Annotated in this window: 18 protein-coding genes; 13 read left to right on the forward strand and 5 right to left on the reverse strand. The window is 60.3% G+C overall.

Annotation, left to right across the window (positions count from 1 at the left end; genetic code table 11):
• Window positions 1–624: 624 nt before the first annotated feature.
• From K328_RS0117120 to K328_RS24595, 3 genes are all read right to left on the reverse strand, one after another.
• Window positions 625–1,719, reverse strand: a complete 1,095-nt coding sequence (locus K328_RS0117120; RefSeq protein WP_028467020.1) for a DUF697 domain-containing protein — start codon at window positions 1,717–1,719, stop codon at window positions 625–627.
• A gap of 280 nt (window positions 1,720–1,999) precedes the next feature.
• A complete protein-coding gene (locus K328_RS24590) occupies window positions 2,000–3,196 on the reverse strand; it encodes a prohibitin family protein (RefSeq protein ID WP_051285027.1) in 1,197 nt (398 codons plus the stop codon).
• A 218-nt stretch (window positions 3,197–3,414) separates the two neighbouring features.
• Complete coding sequence (locus K328_RS24595) at window positions 3,415–5,085, reverse strand: cyclic peptide export ABC transporter (protein WP_036554832.1); 1,671 nt, start codon at window positions 5,083–5,085, stop codon at window positions 3,415–3,417.
• Between the two features lie 496 nt (window positions 5,086–5,581).
• On the opposite strand from K328_RS24595, the gene K328_RS0117140 reads away from it, so the two are divergent.
• A complete protein-coding gene (locus K328_RS0117140; protein WP_028467021.1) occupies window positions 5,582–5,914 on the forward strand; it encodes a DHCW motif cupin fold protein in 333 nt (110 codons plus the stop codon).
• A 3-nt stretch (window positions 5,915–5,917) separates the two neighbouring features.
• On the opposite strand, the gene K328_RS0117145 is transcribed toward K328_RS0117140, so the two are convergent.
• Both K328_RS0117145 and K328_RS0117150 read right to left on the reverse strand, forming a co-directional pair.
• Window positions 5,918–6,718: an enoyl-CoA hydratase gene (locus tag K328_RS0117145; RefSeq protein WP_051285028.1), complete on the reverse strand. Its 801-nt coding sequence runs from the start codon at window positions 6,716–6,718 to the stop codon at window positions 5,918–5,920.
• Between the two features lie 45 nt (window positions 6,719–6,763).
• Complete coding sequence (locus K328_RS0117150; protein ID WP_028467023.1) at window positions 6,764–7,957, reverse strand: CaiB/BaiF CoA transferase family protein; 1,194 nt, start codon at window positions 7,955–7,957, stop codon at window positions 6,764–6,766.
• A 409-nt stretch (window positions 7,958–8,366) separates the two neighbouring features.
• Here K328_RS0117150 and ccmA point away from each other — a divergent pair, with 409 nt between their 5' ends.
• The 12 genes from ccmA to K328_RS0117210 all read left to right on the forward strand — a co-directional run bounded on the left by ccmA (window position 8,367) and on the right by K328_RS0117210 (window position 18,484).
• Window positions 8,367–9,080 carry a heme ABC exporter ATP-binding protein CcmA gene (ccmA, locus tag K328_RS24600; RefSeq protein ID WP_051285029.1) on the forward strand — a complete coding sequence of 238 codons (714 nt, stop codon included), beginning with the start codon at window positions 8,367–8,369 and terminating at the stop codon, window positions 9,078–9,080.
• Window positions 9,077–9,742 carry a heme exporter protein CcmB gene (gene ccmB / locus K328_RS0117160; RefSeq protein WP_028467024.1) on the forward strand — a complete coding sequence of 222 codons (666 nt, stop codon included), beginning with the start codon at window positions 9,077–9,079 and terminating at the stop codon, window positions 9,740–9,742. Before ccmA ends, ccmB begins: the two co-directional genes overlap by 4 nt.
• A 109-nt stretch (window positions 9,743–9,851) precedes the next feature.
• Entirely contained in the window at window positions 9,852–10,577 is a 726-nt protein-coding gene (locus K328_RS0117165) for a heme ABC transporter permease (protein WP_028467025.1), read from the forward strand.
• A 130-nt stretch (window positions 10,578–10,707) separates the two neighbouring features.
• Window positions 10,708–10,899 (forward strand): heme exporter protein CcmD, encoded by a 192-nt coding sequence (ccmD, locus tag K328_RS0117170; RefSeq protein WP_036554835.1) that lies wholly within the window; start codon window positions 10,708–10,710, stop codon window positions 10,897–10,899.
• Window positions 10,889–11,335 carry a cytochrome c maturation protein CcmE gene (ccmE, locus tag K328_RS0117175; RefSeq protein ID WP_028467027.1) on the forward strand — a complete coding sequence of 149 codons (447 nt, stop codon included), beginning with the start codon at window positions 10,889–10,891 and terminating at the stop codon, window positions 11,333–11,335. Before ccmD ends, ccmE begins: the two co-directional genes overlap by 11 nt.
• Window positions 11,332–13,326 carry a heme lyase CcmF/NrfE family subunit gene (locus K328_RS0117180; protein WP_028467028.1) on the forward strand — a complete coding sequence of 665 codons (1,995 nt, stop codon included), beginning with the start codon at window positions 11,332–11,334 and terminating at the stop codon, window positions 13,324–13,326. The genes ccmE and K328_RS0117180 overlap by 4 nt, the downstream gene beginning before the upstream one ends.
• 1 nt (window position 13,327) lies before the next feature.
• Window positions 13,328–13,876, forward strand: a complete 549-nt coding sequence (locus K328_RS0117185; RefSeq protein WP_156901448.1) for a DsbE family thiol:disulfide interchange protein — start codon at window positions 13,328–13,330, stop codon at window positions 13,874–13,876.
• Window positions 13,873–14,355, forward strand: coding sequence for a cytochrome c-type biogenesis protein (locus K328_RS0117190; RefSeq protein WP_036554838.1), 483 nt, complete (start codon window positions 13,873–13,875; stop codon window positions 14,353–14,355). The genes K328_RS0117185 and K328_RS0117190 overlap by 4 nt, the downstream gene beginning before the upstream one ends.
• Complete coding sequence (gene ccmI, locus K328_RS0117195; protein WP_028467031.1) at window positions 14,355–15,866, forward strand: c-type cytochrome biogenesis protein CcmI; 1,512 nt, start codon at window positions 14,355–14,357, stop codon at window positions 15,864–15,866. The genes K328_RS0117190 and ccmI overlap by 1 nt, the downstream gene beginning before the upstream one ends.
• Window positions 15,867–15,980: 114 nt before the next feature.
• Complete coding sequence (locus K328_RS0117200; RefSeq protein WP_028467032.1) at window positions 15,981–16,769, forward strand: ABC transporter ATP-binding protein; 789 nt, start codon at window positions 15,981–15,983, stop codon at window positions 16,767–16,769.
• Window positions 16,770–16,828: 59 nt separating this feature from the next.
• The gene (locus K328_RS0117205) at window positions 16,829–17,680 is read left to right on the forward strand and encodes a lysine/arginine/ornithine ABC transporter substrate-binding protein (RefSeq protein WP_028467033.1); all 852 of its coding nucleotides are present in this window, start codon (window positions 16,829–16,831) and stop codon (window positions 17,678–17,680) included.
• 84 nt (window positions 17,681–17,764) lie between these two features.
• Window positions 17,765–18,484, forward strand: coding sequence for an ABC transporter permease (locus tag K328_RS0117210; protein WP_281169437.1), 720 nt, complete (start codon window positions 17,765–17,767; stop codon window positions 18,482–18,484).
• The last annotated feature ends 2 nt before the right edge of the window (window positions 18,485–18,486 follow it).

Below are 18,486 nucleotides of genomic sequence, written 5' to 3' on the forward strand. Positions count from 1 at the left end.
GTGTTCCGGGCTGGGGTGGGTGGCGCGTATTTGCAACGGCCGGGACTCTTGTACAGTCACGCTCCCCGATGTCGGAACGCAATGGTCGAATGGCGGAGAACACGCGCTTTTGCGCCGGGAATTGATTTGTGGACCGCTCAACAAGGTTCGCAGGCTTTTGTATATCGGTTGGTATTGCAGCGATGGGGCGACGGCGTTGGATCAGCCCGAAGTCGTGGTCGGGGATGGTGGTCGCGCCACGCTTTCCTGCGCCCCACGCTGAGGTGAGTTTGAGTTTTCATGGGGTCAGTTCGAGGTGCGTCGTGTGCTGGTGATGACGAGGAACAGCAAGGTGAAAAACGGCGAGACGATATAAGACAGAATGAAAAATCCCCAAAAGCCCAGAAGCCGGTCGCGTCCATAGAGGCCGACCAATGCGCAGCTAATGAGGTAGATTATGACAAGTGTCGCGAATGTAAGTTGCGGCGGCCAAAAGTATTCCACGTTCCGCTCTCTCTCGATGACTTAACCAAAAAAACGAGCGCGCATATCCTCGGGGGCATGCGCCCATCTCGACGGCTCAGGCGCTCCGCCCTGGCGCGCCCGTGGTTTTGAAGGTCACGGGCGCGCCGGGCTCGAGGCCGGTTATGCGGCTTGCTGTGCGGTAGCGGCTTCAGCCTTTTCCTTGGTCGCAAGGTCATTCATGACCTTTTTGACCCTTGCCGTGGTTTCTTCAATGCTCACCGAATCGAGGTCCTTGTTCTGCTCGAAGATGTCGGTGAAGACGGTGCCGATGGCGTAGGTCACCATCCATGAATATGTGGGCATCGCGACAAAGCCGAGCAGCTGCCCGAAGAGCGGTATGGAGCGGATCAGCCCGATGGTGCCGGTCTTCAGGGTCGTCGGGATGATGGCGCCCAGAACAGCGGAGAGCAAAGTCCGCCCGAGGTTGCCGGAGAATGGCACCTTATAAAGTTGGGCCAGTCGGCTCAGCATCATGAGCTGAACGGTAGCAAGTCCAGCAATGTCGACGACGACAAAGGGGATCACGCCGACGCCAGCTCCGATCGCGCTGTAGGTGGCGACGATCCGGTTCGCCTTGAGCCGGTCTTGCTGGAGTAATTGGGTCTTGGCCAGTTCATATTTGACGAGGTGCCCTTCATCCGGCTGCCCTGCGTTTGCGGTTTGGGTGGCGTTGTCTGGATTGGGTTGTCCGGGTTGCGCGTTTTTGGCGGCGCCGCCTGTTTCGGTTTGTGCGGTCATTGCGGAAGTTTCCTTTCTAATGTCTCGGTCATTGCTCGGAATGCGCTGTTCGCGGTTATCCGACTTCGCCGCCGCGACGCCGGTCACGGCGGCTCCGACCTGTCCATTGGGCTGGCCGGATTTCTCTGTTTTGGTTTCCAGTGCCTTTTTCAGCCCGTCCACGTGTGCCTGTGACTGGCGCAGGGAGCTTTCGAGTTGCTTTAGTTCCTTGTCTCGATCGGCTGATTCCTTCTTCAGCTTCTCTTTGGTTCTGTTTGCGCTTTCGACCTTTCTCTGAAGTGCTTTTGCTTCCCGATCTCGCGCGGCCTGAGACTCTTTCAGCGCAGCGGTTTCTGTCTCTGCGGTCTGGCGATGCGCGTTCGCGGCGTCGATCGCCTTCTTTGCATTTTGCCTTTCGCGTTCAGCCGCCTTGGCTTGCCTCTTCAGTCGTGCAATTTCCCGCTTGAGGTCTCGAGTGTCGTTGGGATCTTCGGGCACTTCGGAAGCCTCAAAAATTGATGAAGGAGCCAAATTCACTTAAATGACTTTCGACTCCAAGTTTTGCGGGAGACAGCGTCATTAAATTCATCCTATAAGAGAGTAGCATATTATTAATTGAGTAAAAACATATTTATCGAGTAGAGGGTTTTCCGCGCATGCTTTTGGCTTTCCGTATTCAATTGATTTAAAAAATGTATTGTAAACAATTAGTTATGGTGTTTTATTTTTGTGTACGGTAGGGTTTGTTCCTGCTGTCGCTGAAAATTGACCGCGACTTTTAATTGAGTGGAGAATTCCTCTCGGCAGCTTTTTCAACGGCATTAATCCCCGCAGGAGGGCGTACCGTCTTGATCGGGGAGGTCCCCGTGCTTGTGTCCTTGGTGTCGATGCGGCCGGGGTCGAGATCCGCCGTGGAGCTATTGGGAAAGATAGTGTCCACTCTTTCAGCATCCTGTCTTGGCTTCGCAGCGGTGGCGTCCAATTGTGCGCCGAGCCGCGCCTGAAGTTCGGGGCCAGGATGCTTCCCCGGGACGGGCGCACCGGCATTGCCTGAGCTGCTGTCGATCGGGCCGAGAATGAGCGGCAATCCGTCCTTTCCCGAGCCGATGAGGACGATCTTGCTGTTGTTCGATTGGGCCAACTGCAAGGTCGCGTCGATCCCTTTCCATCGCAGATAGGCGTCAGTAATTCCGTCGCTCACGATCCTTTGAAAGGATTGGATGCCGCGGGCCTCAATGGCTTTGCGCTCGCTCTCCTTGCGCTCACGATCCAGGCGGAAATTGTATTCCAGATTGACGTGGAATTGCTCTTCCTTCCGCTCGATGGCTTTCTCGACCAGGAGTGGCAAGGTCACGCTGCGAAAGGATATATCGTGTAATTTAATGATTGGATCCGGTTCGTCGGGCAAGGGCGGCAGCTTGAGGGCAGCACGCTCTTTCTCTTCGGTCGCAATCACATCCTGCGTCACCCGCACCAACTGTTCCATTGCGACCGCAAGGATCGCTTCCTCCACGTCGCCGCGGTTCGTGGAGTAAAGCTGGACGGGTGAGTACTTTGCCGACTCCGCCCGGGCGATGGCTCCAATCTTCGGGATCAACACTGTATTCAGATAATTCGGTCCCAGATACTTGTGCAGCAACCCAATCCGTTTGCGGGAGATTCGGTAGCGGAAAGTGATGTTGGCGCCGATGGCCAGCCCGTTGGCGGAAATGATGTCATAATCCTCGCTGACCCTCTGCATGCGCGCGTCGTACGAGATAATCTTGTTCCAGGGCAGGATCAGCCGGTTGCCTTCGCGGAAGAAATGGTTGGTCACGGTCCCGTCGTTGAACCGTTTCCAAAGGACTCCGACATAGCCGGCAGGAATGGTGGTGACCATATTTGGAGTGAAGTAGACAAAGATGAACGCGGTGATCATGAAGGCTATGGTCACGCCTGGCAGGCTGCGCATCATGAAGTCTTTCAGGGCTTTCATGCTCCAGATTCCCTTGTGGTCCCCTCAGCGCAGATGGCGGCTTTACTTTCGGAGGCGCGGAATCTTCCGCGGCCGTTCGCGCGTGCCTGTTCTCCAATATATGTTGGCTGATATAGGCAATTACAACTTTTAGATATCAATTGATGCTTAAATATAATCTTATAATGGTAGTAGGTGGCGAAGGAGCTTTCGGGCATCTATCGATCCTCCGGCGCCATTCAGTGGGCTGTATCATCTAAGGGCGACCGGGATGTCACGAGGCGGCCCTCGACCATGTGCAAACAGCGATCCGCGACGTCGAAATACTGATCGTCATGCGTAACGGCGATGACCGTCTTGCCGTCCCGTTTCATCTCCGGCAGGAGCTCCCGGTAGAATTTTCGTCTGAATTCAGGATCCTGATCGGCGGCCCATTCGTCGAGGATATAGATGGAGCGCTCCTCAAGCAGGCTGACCACAAGCGCGAGCCGTTTGCGCTGGCCCGTCGAGAGTTGGACCGTTGAGAATTCATCGGAGATCAACTGGGTCTTGTTCTGGATCTCCATATGTTCCATCAGACGCCTGGCTTTTCCGCCGTCCCCGAGATCAATCCCATAGAGACGTTTGAAGAGGTGGAAATCGCCGAAGATAATGGAGATCAAGTTGCGATATTCGTCATAGGTCTCCGGCCCGATTTCCCGGCTGTTGACGCGCATGGAGCCTGAGGTCGGGTAGGTGAGACCGGCGAGGATCTTGATCAGGGTCGATTTCCCCGAGCCATTGCCCCCGGTGATGAAGATCAGCTCGCCTTTGCGGATCGTCAGATCCACGGGGCCCATAACAAACGGATTGTCGGGCTGTAAGCCCTGGTAGTGGAAACTGACCTGCTTCAGTTCGAGTTCCTCGAAGGTCTCGCCGAGCAGGTTGGGTTGATCGTCCTTCGTCTCGCTGACCGCCTCGGTAAGCGTTTCATCGAGCCGTTTGATGTTCTCCGCTGCTGAATTGGCGTTGGCGAAGATTGCCATGAAGTTGACCAGAAAACCGATGGGTCCAATCAGGAACAGGGTTGCCGTCGCGGTTTTGATAACAACCTCGTGGTAATCGGTACCGGCGCTGCTGAAGAACTTCCCGAACTGCGGGACGAGGAAAACCATGGCGGCGACAAGGAAATAGAACAGTGTCTGGGAGAGAATGAAGCTTTTGGCGATCCCCGACTGACTGTTCTTCTTCTTTTCCATCGCCTCTGAGGAGATCTGCTCCAGGTCGGCGTAGAGGGCATCGCTGCGGGGCTTGTTGAGCCGGACTTCCTTGAACCCTTCCAGCAGGTCCGTGAGGAGGTCGAACAATCTGTTTTCCGTAACTGCTGCTTCCTGAAGTTCGGCATTCAAGCCTTTGAGGTTCTTCCCATAGAACCAGGTTGCGGCCACGATGAACGCGACGCAGACGACAAAGGCGACGCGTGAAAGCCAGGCGATGTAAAGCAGCGTAAAGAGAACCAGTATGGCGGACTGCGCGCCGACGACGAGCGACTGCGCCGCCTGCGAGAGGGTCAGAGTGTCCTTGTTGATGCTGGCATAGATGAAGGAGCGTCCGATCCGCTCCAGAGGTATGAGATCGGCGGTCCGGATTTTTTCAATCAGGCGGATCCGGATCTTGTGGATGATTTCCTCTACCTCGCGGGTCGAGGAAATCATCACTGTTCGCTGGGCGATAACGTAGATTCCGACGACGATGAGAAAGATCGTCAGCTGATGGGTTCGCCGCTCGTCATCGAGCTCGGCAACATCGCTTGCAGCCAGGTTGATCACAGCAAGAACAAGGGCGTTGGCAAGCCCGGAGACCGCGGCAAAAAACGCGAAGCCGAACCAGGAGGCGGCGGACTCTTGTCGTATCAGCTTGATCAGGTCCAAAAGTCTCTCCCCCAGAGATCCCGTTCGGTGTCACCCGGCGGCCATTGACCTTTCGGGGTTTGAAGGCGCGGCTGTGCCTTCTTCACTCACGTAATGCGACGTGCGGGTATATTTTTTACACTCAATGAGTAAATAGATATTCAATCGAATGCACTTTTTCAATTGCGCGGGCATTTGGACTCGGTTGATCGAGTGGTGGGGCGCATGAAGTGAGGCCGCGCAGCCGATTGCTGCTGCCCTGCGGCAGGATCTGACAATCGGCACGGTGCCAGGAAATCATCGACCGGCTGAAGCGGATCGAGGATCTGGGCTATGACGAGTTCTCGTTCTGGATCGACAGCGGCATGAGCACTGAGCGGAAGAAGGCGTCTCTGGCCCGCTTCATCGACGAGGTGATGCCAGCATTCGCTTGAGGAAGAACCCTGAGCCGGAGATTGTCAGGCGCCATGTACCTGCCTAAGATTCCGGCTCTTCCCCCATCACCCGAGAGCCCCCCATGAAAATCCCCGCATTGCCTTTCACCGTCACCGACTGGTCCGAGGTCGCGGAAACCAGACATCCCGGAGAGCCCGGAGAGGCCATCTGGCGGACCATGGAAATCGGCGATATCCGCATCCGGCAGGTTGAATACTCAGTCGGCTATCTGGCTGACCATTGGTGCGACCGGGGGCATATTCTCTATGTGCTGGAAGGCGAGCTGGTCTCCGAGCTGAAGGACGGCCGCAAAACCACCATGACAGCGGGCATGTCCTATCAGGTGTCCGACTTCGGCGACGCCGCGCACCGTTCCTCGACGGCGACCGGCGCCAAGCTGTTCATTGTGGATTAGCCGTTACCGCCCTTTAAACACCGGTTTCCGCTTCTCCATAAACGCCGTTCGCCCCTCGACGTAGTCCTCGCTCTCCATGCATTTCAGCACCAGCGCATCGCAGGAGGCGGAGTCCTGTGTGTCTTCCGGCTTTTCCAGCTCGATCAGCGCGCGTTTCGCTGTCTGGATGGCCAGCGGGGCGTTTTCGGAGATGCGGGCGAGCAGGTTGTCGACATGTGTGTCGAGCTCCGCTTCGGGCAGCACCCGGTTGACCAGGCCCATCATCACCGCTTCCTGTGCCGAGAACCGGCGGGCGGTGTAGAAGATTTCGGCGGCGAAGGCGGGGCCGGTGAGGGTGCGGAGGCGGCGGATGCCGTCCATGGCGTAGCCGATGCCGAGTTTTGCGGCGGGGACGGAGAAACTGGATTTCTCCGAGCAGATCCGGATGTCGCATTCGATGGCGATGGCGAGGCCGCCGCCGATGCAGAAGCCGTCGATCCGGGCAATGGTCGGTTTTTCCAGATCCCGCATGACCTGCTGGAATCGGGCGACGGCGCGATCATAGGTCTCGACCGCTTCCCGGCTGGCCCGTTCGTCCCCGAACTTGGAGATATCCGCCCCGGCGACGAAAGCCTCGGAGCCCGCCCCGGTCAGCAGGATGGCGCGGATATTGTCGTCCCGTCCGAAGGCTTCCAGCAGCTCTGCCCCATGGGTCCACATTTCCAGAGACATGGCATTGTGGCGGGCCGGGTTGTTGAAGATCAGGCGGGCGACGCCTCCCTTGAACTCGGTCAGGATCGGTTGCGGCGCGGTACTGGCAGGCATGGGACGGGTCCGTTTCGTGTCGACTGTTGGCGTGCGGATATGCGGTCAGATGACCTGGCGGTCGCGCAAGGCCTGGATTTCCTCGGCGCTCATGCCAAGGCTGCCCAGGATCTCGTCCGTATGCTCGCCATAGGCGGGCGGTGCGGCGGCAAAGGTGCTGGGCGTGCGCGAGAGGGTGATTGGCTGGGCGACCAGATCGATATCGCCATGCTCGTCTGAATGCACGGTCTTCTGCATGCCGAGATGCTGTACCTGCGGGTCGGCAAAGGTCTGGTCGATGGTGTAGATCGGGCCTGCCGGGACGCCTTCCTTGTTGAACAGGTCAACCCAGTGTTTCGTGCTCTCGGTGGCGAGCACATCCTGGATAATGGCGTTCAGCGTATCCCGATTTTCCGACCGTGACGGCGCGGTCTTGTAGTCCGGATTATCCGGCAGGTCCTCGCGGCCGATGACGGCGCAGAACCGGGTCCAGATCTTCTCGCCGGAAACCGCAATGTTCATGTAGCCGTCGCTGGTCTGGAATACGCCGGTCGGGATGCTGGTCGGGTGGTTGTTGCCCGCCTGCTTCGCGACCTCGCCGCTCATGGTCCAGCGCGAGGCCTGGAAGTCGAGCATGAAGATCTGTGCCTGCAGCAGCGAGGTATGGACCCACTGGCCTTTGCCGGAGGCTTCCCGTTCCAGCAGAGCGACCATGATGCCCTGCGAGGCGAAAATACCGGCGGTCAGGTCTGCCACCGGAATGCCGACCCGCATCGGGCCCTCGCCGGGGGCGCCGGTGATCGACATCAGCCCGCCCATGCCCTGCGCGATCTGGTCGAAGCCGGGGCGCTTGGCATAGGGGCCGTCCTGGCCGAAGCCGGATATCGAGGCATAGACCAGACCGGGATTGTCCTTCGCCAGTGTTTCGTAATCGATGCCGAGGCGCTGCTTCACGTCGGGCCGGAAATTCTCGACGATGACGTCCGCCGTCTGCACGAGCTTCTTGAACAGGGCGACCCCATCGGGATCTTTCAGGTTCAGGGTCATCGCCCGCTTGTTGCGATGAAGGTTCTGGAAATCGGAGCCGCTGCGGGCGCCGCCGAGCTGGTTCCCGGCCTCCATTGCCTCGGGCAATTCGACCTTGATGACATTGGCGCCCCAGTCGGCAAGCTGGCGTACGCAGGTCGGCCCGGAGCGGACGCGTGTCAGGTCGAGCACGGTGAAACGGGAGAGCGCTTCGGAGGCATGGATGGCGGGCATTGTTTACTCCCTGAGAGCTGATTTTTTATCGTTGTTGTCGTTTGACGCGCGACTATTTCATCAAGTCGCTCCGTTTGGGATAGAGCGGGCAGGATCGAGTGGATGGAAAAAATACACTCCATGGTCTCGAAATCACCATACGACGTTCCTATATTTTTCATATACCGGCAGTCCCCGGTAAACCGACTTGGCGGACAGTCCGCCGAGAACTGGTCCCCTTCTCCGGCTCTCTTCGGAGGGCCGGGAACTGAAAAAGCGGCGCCGCATCCCCCTCCCCCCAGAGACCGGCGCCGCTTTCTTTATGCGAATCCGGAAACTGCCCAGAGAATGCCTTGCGGCACCTTACCGCGTTGAGGCGGGCGGCGACCTCCCCTATGGTGTTGGTATTGGGTGCGAGGGCATTGCTTTCATGGAAGTTTTTGGTGATCACCGGTTCGAGGGCAGGGGGCTCGGCTGCCAGCGAGGCGGCCGCCTTGTATTCGACCGACTGGATTTCACACTCGCCTCCGGTGGGGTGCTGATTCTGAAAGGCCCGAATGGCAGCGGGAAATCCAGCCTGTTGCGAACCATGGCGACGCTGGTCCGACCGGCACGCGGCGACTTGCTGTGGGACGGTGTTTCGGTCACGGACGATCCTCAATCCCATGCCGGGATGCTGCACTATGTCGGGCATGCCGATGCGGCCAAGCCCGCGATGACGGCTGAAGAACTCCTCACATTCTGGTCCGGAATGCGCGGCGCCAACGGGATATCCGTGGCGGCGGCGCTGGAGCGTTTCGGGATCGGGCATCGCGCGGATTTTCCGGCGCGCTATCTTTCCTCCGGTCAGAAGAGGCGTCTGGCGCTCGCCCGGCTGCTCGTCAGTGAGGCCCCGCTCTGGATTCTCGACGAGCCGACGGTTGGGCTGGATGTCGATGGGGTCGCGGCATTGGAAGAAGCGATTGCCGGGCATCGCGCTCGCGGCGGCATGATTGTGGCTGCCACCCATATCCGGTTCGAGACCGGCGATCGTGTTGCCGAGCTTGAGCTTTCGGGTTTCGCCCCGTCCGCGGGCGATCTCGCAGAGGCCTACGGTGCCCTCGGCGCGGAGCTTCGGGCCGACGCTTTCCGGGACGCGTCATGAAGTGCTTTTTCGTCCTCGTTCGCAGGGATCTCTCCCTCGCTCTCCGTCAGGGCAGCGATGCCGCCATGGCGCTGATGTTCTTTGTCATCGTGGTAACCCTGTTCCCGCTCGCTGTCGGCCCGGAGCCGGGTGTTCTGGAGCGGATCTCTTCCGGTATCGTCTGGGTGGCCGCTCTGCTCGCGGCCATGCTGTCACTCGACCGGATGTTCCAGACCGATTACGACGACGGCTCACTTGAGCTGATGCTGCTGACCCCGGTGCCGCTGGAAGTCCTGGTGCTGGCAAAGTGTCTGGCCCACTGGTTGACCACAGGACTGCCGATGTTGCTGATCGCGCCGTTGCTTGGGGTTTTCATGAATATGCAGACCGAAGCCTTTCCGGTTCTGCTGGCAAGCATGGCGCTGGGCACGCCGGTTCTCAGCCTGCTTGGCGGGGTTGGTGCGGCGTTGGTGCTCGGCGCGCGGCGGGCGGGAACGCTGGTTGCCCTGCTGGTGCTGCCGCTGACCATTCCGCTGCTGATCTTCGGGGTGTCGGCGGTAGAGGCCGCTGTTACCGGGCAGTCGGCCAAGGCGCAGCTTTTGATCCTGGGCGCCATGCTGATGGCTTGCCTTCCGCTCGCGCCGTGGGCGACTGCGGCGGCGCTCAGACAAGCGGCCGGTTGATGTTTTCCGCCGGTTGGTGTTCAAACAAATCTGCGGACGGAAAGAGATGGGGCCAGACCCCACGGCCGGACCGATCCATACCGATACGGTATATGGAGGATATGCTCGGATGAACTGGTTCCACTGGCTTGCCAATCCGGCGCGCTTCATGCGTTTTGCCGCCCGGCTGCAGCCCTGGATTATGGCGCTCGGTCTTTTGACTGGCGCTGCTGGTTTCTATTTTGCGCTGTTCGCCTCGCCGGCGGATTACCAGCAGGGCGAGACCGTGCGCATCATGTATGTGCACGTACCGTCGGCCTGGATGGCGATGTTCATCTATGTGGTGATGGCCGCTGCGGCGGGCAGTTTTCTGATCTGGAAGCATCCGTTGGCCGATGTCGCGGCCCAGGCCGCCGCGCCGGTCGGGGCAGGTTTCACCCTGATGGCACTGATCACGGGCTCCCTCTGGGGCCAGCCGATGTGGGGCACATGGTGGGTCTGGGATGCGAGGCTGACCTCCGTTCTGATCCTGTTCTTCCTTTATCTCGGCTATATCGCCCTGGTGAATGCCTTCGACGATCCGGAACGTGGCTCCAAGGCGGGCGCAATTCTGCTGTTGGTTGGCGTGGTGAACATCCCGATCATCAAGTTCTCCGTCGACTGGTGGAACACGTTGCATCAGCCGGCGAGCGTGGCGCGGATGGACGGGCCGTCCATCGATCCGTCGATGTTGTTGCCGCTGTTGCTGATGGCCGCCGCCTTCAAGCTTTACTTCCTGTATCTCTTGATTGTGCGCATGCGTGGTGAGCTGATGGCCCGACGCATCCGCCTGCTGCACCTGTCAGACGTGTCCTGACGGTGGCGCCGACTGATCGCGTTGTGATTGCCCGCGACTTCACGTCGCTTTGACCGATTTTGGAATTAATCTAAATTCCAGGTGTTGATGAACGGTTTGCTGGAGCAAGGCCATTCAGGAATTTCTCGAAATGGGTGGATACGCGACCTATGTCTGGTCGTCCTACGGAGTGGTCGTGGTGATGCTTGCCGTGATGCTGATCTCCTCAGTTATCGGGGGTCGGACACGGGATCGCGAATTAACCGCTCTGGAAGAGCGGGTGGGGCCCCGGCGACAACGCCGCCAGCAGAACGATCCAGAGGATACGCGCCATGACGCCTAAACGCCGCCGCCTATCCATTGTCCTGATCGGCCTTGCCATGCTCGGCACGGCGGCGGCACTCGTGCTGACCGCGTTCGAGGATAATCTCGTCTTTTTCTTCAGTCCGACGGATCTCGCCGAAAAGGATGTCGGGGCGGACCGTCGTATCCGGATTGGTGGCATGGTCGAGGATGGTAGCTGGAAGAAGTACGAGGAGGGGCTGCGCTCCGAATTTGTTGTCACCGATTTTCAGAATGCGGTGAAAGTGGTCTATCGCGGCTCCCTGCCGGACCTGTTCCGGGAAGGGCAGGGCGTGGTGGCAGAGGGCAAGTTCAACGGCACCGTCTTCACCGCCAGCGAAGTGCTGGCCAAACATGATGAGAATTACATGCCGCGCGAGGTTGCCGACGCATTGAAGAAATCCGGCCGCTGGAAAGAAGGGGAGGAGGCGAAATGATCGCTGAGATCGGGCATTACGCCCTCGTTCTTGCCTTCTTCGTTGCGATTGCGCAGGTCGTCGTGCCGATGTACGGCGCGGCCAGGCGGGATGCTGCTCTGATGGGCTTCGCCGCGCCCGCCGCCTCCGCTCAATTCCTGTGCATTTCGATCGCTTTCGGCGCGCTGATGCGCGCCTACATTACCTCGGACTTCTCGGTCGCCAACGTGGCGCAGAATTCCCACAGCCTGAAGCCGTTGCTCTACAAGATCTCCGGCGTCTGGGGGAACCACGAAGGCTCGATGGTGTTCTGGGTGCTGATTCTGGCTCTGTTCGGCTTTGCGGTTGCCGCCTTTGGCCGGCAGTTGCCGGACACGCTGAAGGCCCGTGTGATCTCTATTCAGGGCCTGATCGGGCTCGCCTTCCTTGGCTTCATCCTGCTGACCTCGAACCCGTTCGAGCGGCTCGATCCGGCGCCGCTCGACGGTCGCGACCTCAACCCGCTGTTGCAGGATCCGGGTCTCGCCTTCCATCCACCGATGCTCTACATCGGCTATGTCGGTTTCTCACTGGCCTTTTCCTTTGCCATGGCAGCGCTGATCGAGGGCCGGGTCGACCCGGCCTGGGCCCGCTGGGTGCGGCCCTGGACTCTCGCCGCCTGGACCTTCCTGACCGCCGGCATCACGCTCGGCAGCTGGTGGGCCTATTACGAGCTTGGCTGGGGCGGCTGGTGGTTCTGGGACCCGGTCGAGAATGCCAGTTTCATGCCCTGGCTCGCTGGCACGGCGCTGCTGCATTCCGCCATCGTGGTGGAAAAGCGAGATGCGCTGAAGGCATGGACCATCCTGCTCGCCATCATCACATTCTCGCTGAGCCTGATGGGCACGTTCCTGGTGCGCTCCGGCATCTTGACGTCGGTGCATGCCTTCGCTGTCGATCCCGAGCGCGGTCTTTTCATCCTCGGCATCCTGATCGTCGCGGTCGGTGGCTCGCTCACGCTCTTTGCCATTCGCGCACCCGCGCTGAAGGCCGGCGGCCTGTTCGTGCCGGTGAGCCGGGAAGGTGGGCTGGTGCTGAACAATCTGATCCTGAGCGTGGCGACGGTGACTGTCTTTATCGGCACGCTCTATCCGTTGTTCCTGGATGCGATGACCGGCGACAAGGTGTCGGTAGGTGCACCTTTCTTCAATGCGACCTTCGTGCCGGTGATGATCCCGCTTCTGGTCCTGCTGGCCATTGGTCCACTGTTGCCCTGGAAGCGCGGTAATCTCCGCGCGGCCGTCGAAAAGCTCTGGGTCAGTGCGCTCTTCACGGTCGTGGTCGCGGGCGGAATTCTGGTGCTGGAAGAAGGCGCGCCCTTGGCGCCGGTGCTCGGCTTTGGTTTTGCTGCCTGGGTGGCGGGCGGTGTCGTGACTGAATTGGCTGAACGGATCCGCCTGTTCCGGATACCGCTCGGCGACAGTATCAGGCGTCTCTTCAATCTTCCCGGCGCCGCCTATGGCATGAGCCTTGCTCATATAGGCATGGCGGTATTCATTTGCGGCGCTACAGGCGAGATGAACTGGACCCGGGAGCTGGTCGCAACGGCGCGGGCCGGAGATACCTTGACCCTCGGCCAGTACGAGCTGGTACTGGAGAAAGTCGAGCGCAGCCAGGGCCCGAACTATTTCCGCGATATGGCGACGCTGAAGGTCAGCAAGGATGGTGTGCCATACGCTACCCTGCATCCGGAACGGCGGCTCTATCCGGTGCAGCAGATGCCGACCACCGAAGCGGCCATCCGCTCCAGCATTTCCGGCGACCTTTATGTTGCCATCGGTGAAGGCAGTGACCAGGGCGGCTACATTGTCCGGGTCTGGGTCAAGCCGCTGGTGCCGTGGATCTGGACCGGCGCCATGCTGATGGTCCTCGGCGGGCTGTTTTCGCTGTCGGACCGCCGCTTGCGCATCGGTGCGCCGAAACGTTCGAAGCGACCCGCGGCCCGACCGGCCGTGACGGAGGCAGGAGACTGAGATGCTGAACCGGCTGCTCTTCCTCTTGCCTCTGCTGATCTTTGCGGTGATCGCCGGCTATTTCACGGTGCCGATCCTGACCAAGAAAGACCCGCATATCCTGCCGTCCGTAATGATCGACAAGCCGGCGCCGCCGCATGATCTAGGACCCCTGCTTGAGGGCAAGCCCGGGGTAGGTCCGGAGGCGCTTCGGGGCGAAGTGAAGCTGGTCAATTTCTTCGCTTCCTGGTGCGGGCCCTGCCGGCTAGAGCATCCGATCCTGATGCGGCTTGCCGCAGAGACCGATCTGCCGCTTGTCGGTATCAACTACAAGGACCAGCGGGACGCGGCTCTTGTCTGGCTGCGCGAGCTGGGTGATCCGTTCGGACGGATCGGCGTCGACGGGGACGGCCGTGCCGCCATCGACTGGGGCGTCTATGGCGTGCCTGAAACCTATGTCGTCGATGCGGGTGGGCATATCCGCTACCGGCATGTCGGCCCGCTGACTGCTCAAGCCCTGAAGGAGACGATCCTGCCGATGGTCGAACATTTGAGAGCGGCCAAAGGATGATCCGTTCCATAATTATGGCGCTGCTTGTTGCCGTTCTGACCGCGCCTGCTTTTGCGGTGGAGCCGGGCGAGATGCTGAAGGATCCCGCGCTCGAAGCGCGTGCGCGTGAACTCAGCAAGGAAATCCGCTGCCTCGTTTGTCAGAACCAGTCGATTGATGACAGCAATGCCGGGCTTGCCAAAGACCTCCGTGTGATCTTGCGGGAACGTCTCGTCGCCGGTGACAGCGACAGCGAGATCAAGACCTTCCTGGTCGAGCGTTATGGCGATTTCGTGCTGCTGAAGCCGCCGGTCAAGGCGGAAACACTGTTCCTCTGGTACGGGCCGTTCGCCATCGGCGTCCTGGGCGCCATCGGTGTTGCCGTGTTTCTGTTGCGGCGGCGGGATGGCAGTGCCGTCAACGAGGCGCCGGTGCCTTTGACGGACGATGAACGCAAGCGGATCGACGTATTATTGTCTGAGCAGGATCGGAAAGCCTGATGATTTTTTGGGTCTTTGCCGGAGTTCTGACATTCGGCGTTGTCTTGCTGCTGTTGTGGCCGGTCCTCTCTGCCGGGGTCGATGACGGCGATGAACAGGAAGCAGGCGCGGAAGCGCTGGCGGTTTATCGCGATCAGTTGCAGGAGCTGGAGCGCGATCTCGATGCGGGTCGCCTCGGCGCCGAGGAGTTCGAAGCAGCAAAGCTTGAGGTTGAGCGCCGCATGCTGGCCGCAGCGGCGGAGCAGGAGAAATCCGCGGCCGCATCGCCGCAATCGGTCCGCAAACGCCGGTTGGCGGCGTCCGTTCTGGTGATTTTCGCGGTCCCTGCCGGTGCGCTTCTAACCTACGTCTCCGTTGGCAATCCCAGTATGCGGGATTTGCCGTTGGCCGGACGCAGTGACGGGGCGGGAACCCAGGCTCTTGCCGAAAACCCAGGAACTCCAGCATCCGGTCAGGGTGGCGCAAGCGCTCCACAGCAGGAGCAGCCTGGTGTCTCGGATATGGTGGCGGGGCTGGAAGCCAAGCTGGCGAAAAACCCGGACGATGGTGACGGCTGGGCCCTGCTGGGTCGTTCCTACATGGTGACGGAACGCTATGACGATGCGGTGAAGGCCTATGGCAAGGCGCTCGCGCTGGTGCCGGACAATCTGCAGCTAATGGCCGCGCGGGGTGAGGCGATGGTGCTCGCTGCCGACGGCATGGTGCCGCCAGCCGCCGTCGAGGACTTCCGCGATGTCAATTTGAGCCAACCTCTGGAGCCGCGCGCCCGCTACTATCTTGGGCTCGCCCGCAGTCAGGCCGCGGACGCAGCCGGCGCATTGAAATGGTGGATCGCACTGGAAGCGGACACACCGCCCGGTGCCCCATGGGAAGCACTGGTGACCCAGCGGATCGACGAGATCGGGACGGAAACCGGTATCGATGTGGCGTCCCTCAGGGAGGCTGAGCGGAAGAGAAGGCCGGAGCGGCCACAACAAATGGCCACGCCGATGCCGAACGCGCCGTCCGCCAGTGTGGCTCCGGGGCCGACCGCCGATGACGTGGCTGCTGCGCAGGACATGAACAGTGAAGACCGGTCTGCAATGATCCAGTCGATGGTCGATCGTCTGGCGGGCCGTCTCGAAGAAGAGCCGGATGACCTCGAGGGCTGGCTTCGCCTCGCCCGCGCCTATGACGTTCTCGGCAAGACCGAGGAAGCGAAGAACGCACACGCCAATGCCGCGCGGCTGGCGCCTGATGATCTGGATATCCAGCTGTCCTATGCTCGCGCCCTGTTCCCGCCGGGTACTCCGGAGACGGGCATGACGGATGAATTCGTCTCGCTGGTTGCGCATATCCGCGCATTGGCACCGGCGAACCCGGATGGCCTCTTCTATGGAGGGCTCGTCGCGTACAGAAAAGGCGATGCTGCAGCTGCGAAAAAGCTATGGGGCGATCTGCTGGCACTGATGGGCCCCGATGCGCCCGCTCGCGGAATGCTGGAAGCCCGGATCAAGGCGCTCGGCGGATAGGTGAAAACTGCACCGTTCAGTGCAATTTTCATGGCGTTTTCGTGACATTAATCTTGCCGGTTTCGCATTGACCATTATGCTGCGCATGTCCGTTATGGTTGGGATTGCGTCAATATGGCAGTAGCGCACGCGCCGGACTCCGCGTCCGAGGCGCTGGTCGTTCGGGACCTGCACAAGAGCTTCGCCGGCCTGGAGGTCCTCAAGGGAGTTTCTCTTGATGCCCGGCAGGGCGATGTGATTTCCATGATCGGCTCTTCCGGGTCCGGCAAAAGTACTTTTTTGCGCTGCATCAATCTGCTTGAGGTTCCGGACCGGGGTGTTGTGTCCGTCAATGGTGAGACCATCGCCATGAAACCGGGTCCGAACGGCACCCAGCTTCCGGCGGACAACCGGCAGGTCGACCGCATTCGCTCCCGCCTTTCCATGGTGTTCCAGAGTTTCAATCTGTGGACCCACATGACGGTGCTTGAAAACGTCATTGAGGCGCCGATCCACGTCCTGAAGGTACCGCGCGAAGAGGCTATCGCCCGCGCCGAAGGTTTGCTTCAGAAGGTCGGGATCGCAGACAAACGGGATCAGTATCCGAGCCATCTTTCCGGCGGCCAGCAGCAGCGTTGCGCGATAGCGCGTGCGCTGGCGATGGAACCTCAGGTGATGCTGTTCGACGAGCCGACATCCGCGCTCGACCCGGAGCTGGTCGGCGAAGTGCTGCTGGTGATGCGCCAGCTGGCCGAGGAAGGCCGGACCATGATCATCGTTACCCATGAAATCGATTTCGCTCGCGAGGTCTCGAACGAGGTGGTCTTCCTGCACGAGGGGCGTGTGGAAGAAATAGGACCGCCTGAACAGGTGTTCGACAATCCGCGATCGGAGCGCTGCCGTCAGTTCGTCAAACGAAACTGACCGGGGCAGCAACAGCAACCGCAGGGAACTAAACCGGATTCAAACTGGGAGCCTAAATAATGAAACGTTTTCTGACAGCTCTGGCCCTCGCGTCTATCGCTTTTAGCGGTGCCGCGGACGCCAAGGACTTCAAGGCGGGCAGCAAGGTCCGCATCGCTACCGAAGGCGCCTACGCGCCGTGGAACTTCACCGACAGCTCCGGCAAGCTCGCGGGCTTTGAGGTCGACCTCTATGCCGATCTGTGCGAGCGCATGAGCGTTCAGTGCGATCTGGTGCAGACGGCCTGGGAAGGCATCATTCCTGCGCTCCAGGCGGGCAAGTTCGACGCCATCATGGCCGGTATGTCCATCACCGACAAACGCAAGAAAGTCATCACCTTCTCGCGCTCCTACATGGGCTCCCCGGCATCCTTCGTGGTCGTCAAATCAAGCCCTCTGGCAAGCCTGAGCGCCGGTCTTGACGCGCTGACCCTTGCCGATGTCGATGCCAAGGAAAAGGCAGGTCTGGACTCGATGAAAGCAGCCCTCAAGGGAAAGACCATCGGCGTGCAGATCTCCACCACGCACGAGAACTTCCTGAACGAGTACATGGGCGACACGGTCACCGTGAAGACCTATGACACCCAGGAGAATCTGGATCTGGATCTCGTCGCTGGCCGGATCGATGCCGCACTGGCGTCGCTTTCCTACTGGGTGCCGCTGCTCGAAGGCGAGAAGGGCAAGACCATGGCGATGGTTGGCCCGAAGATGGACGGTGGCCCGTTCGGTAACGGCGTCGGCGCGGGTATCCGTCAGGATGACCAGGAACTGGCCGACATGTTCACCAAGGCGATTGATGAAGCGCGCGCCGACGGCACGATCTCGAAGCTCTCCACCCAGTGGTTCGGCTTCGACGGCACGCCGAAAGAATGATCGGCATCTGCTGATCCCAGAACAATGCACGCGGCCGCCCCCGGGCGGCCGCGCTTCTGCTGACAAGCGACGGAGACCGCCCAGGTGACTTTGCCGGATTGGATGCTACTGCTGCAGTGGGGCGATGCCGGCTGGGGCGATGAAATGGTCCGCGGCATGCTGATGACGCTTGCGGTGGCCATGGCGGCATTTCTGCTCGGTATTGTCATCGGCACTGCGGGCGCTGCCATAAAGCTCTCGCGCTATCTGGCCGTTCGCCTGATCGGTGAGGCCTATACGACCTTGATCCGGGGCGTCCCGGACCTGCTGGTCATTTACCTGCTGTTCTTCGGCGGCAGCATGGCGGCCATGGCCGTGGCCCGCGTGTTCGGCTACGAGGAATATATCGAGATCGATGCTTTCGCCATCGGCACCATCGCGCTCGGCACCATCTCCGGCGCCTATGCGACCGAGGTGATCCGTGGGGCCGTTCTCGCCGTGCCGAAAGGCCAGATCGAGGCGGCGAAGGCCTGCGGCATGAGCCGCTTTCTGCTGTTCCGCCGCATCATGGTGCCGCAGGTAGCGCGGTTCGCGCTGCCGGGGCTTGGCAATGTCTGGCAGCTCACCCTGAAGGATACCTCGCTGATTTCCATCGTCGGGCTGGTAGAGATCATGCGGCAGGCTTCGGTCGCCAGCGGGTCGACCCAGAAACCCTTCACGTTCTATCTGGCGGCGGGCGTCCTCTATCTCGTCCTGACCGCCTTTTCGAATAAAGGGTTCGGCTTGGCGGAGCTTTGGGCCAACCGTGGCGTCAGGAGGGCCTGAGC

This window comes from Nisaea denitrificans DSM 18348, from assembly GCF_000426505.1.
Classification (GTDB): domain Bacteria; phylum Pseudomonadota; class Alphaproteobacteria; order Thalassobaculales; family Thalassobaculaceae; genus Nisaea; species Nisaea denitrificans.

Bases quoted from the DNA above. Each gene is read 5' to 3' on its own strand.
- ccmB (WP_028467024.1), top strand. From the start codon at position 9,077: ATGAAGTGCTTTTTCGTCCTCGTTCGCAGGGATCTCTCCCTCGCTCTC.
- ccmI (WP_028467031.1), top strand. From the start codon at position 14,355: ATGATTTTTTGGGTCTTTGCCGGAGTTCTGACATTCGGCGTTGTCTTG.
- K328_RS0117180 (WP_028467028.1), top strand. From the start codon at position 11,332: ATGATCGCTGAGATCGGGCATTACGCCCTCGTTCTTGCCTTCTTCGTT.
- ccmD (WP_036554835.1), top strand. From the start codon at position 10,708: ATGGGTGGATACGCGACCTATGTCTGGTCGTCCTACGGAGTGGTCGTG.
- K328_RS0117200 (WP_028467032.1), top strand. From the start codon at position 15,981: ATGGCAGTAGCGCACGCGCCGGACTCCGCGTCCGAGGCGCTGGTCGTT.
- K328_RS0117150 (WP_028467023.1), bottom strand. From the start codon at position 7,957: ATGCCCGCCATCCATGCCTCCGAAGCGCTCTCCCGTTTCACCGTGCTC.
- K328_RS0117185 (WP_156901448.1), top strand. From the start codon at position 13,328: ATGCTGAACCGGCTGCTCTTCCTCTTGCCTCTGCTGATCTTTGCGGTG.
- K328_RS0117140 (WP_028467021.1), top strand. From the start codon at position 5,582: ATGAAAATCCCCGCATTGCCTTTCACCGTCACCGACTGGTCCGAGGTC.
- K328_RS0117205 (WP_028467033.1), top strand. From the start codon at position 16,829: ATGAAACGTTTTCTGACAGCTCTGGCCCTCGCGTCTATCGCTTTTAGC.
- K328_RS0117190 (WP_036554838.1), top strand. From the start codon at position 13,873: ATGATCCGTTCCATAATTATGGCGCTGCTTGTTGCCGTTCTGACCGCG.
- K328_RS24590 (WP_051285027.1), bottom strand. From the start codon at position 3,196: ATGAAAGCCCTGAAAGACTTCATGATGCGCAGCCTGCCAGGCGTGACC.
- ccmA (WP_051285029.1), top strand. From the start codon at position 8,367: ATGGAAGTTTTTGGTGATCACCGGTTCGAGGGCAGGGGGCTCGGCTGC.
- ccmE (WP_028467027.1), top strand. From the start codon at position 10,889: ATGACGCCTAAACGCCGCCGCCTATCCATTGTCCTGATCGGCCTTGCC.
- K328_RS0117145 (WP_051285028.1), bottom strand. From the start codon at position 6,718: ATGCCTGCCAGTACCGCGCCGCAACCGATCCTGACCGAGTTCAAGGGA.
- K328_RS0117165 (WP_028467025.1), top strand. From the start codon at position 9,852: ATGAACTGGTTCCACTGGCTTGCCAATCCGGCGCGCTTCATGCGTTTT.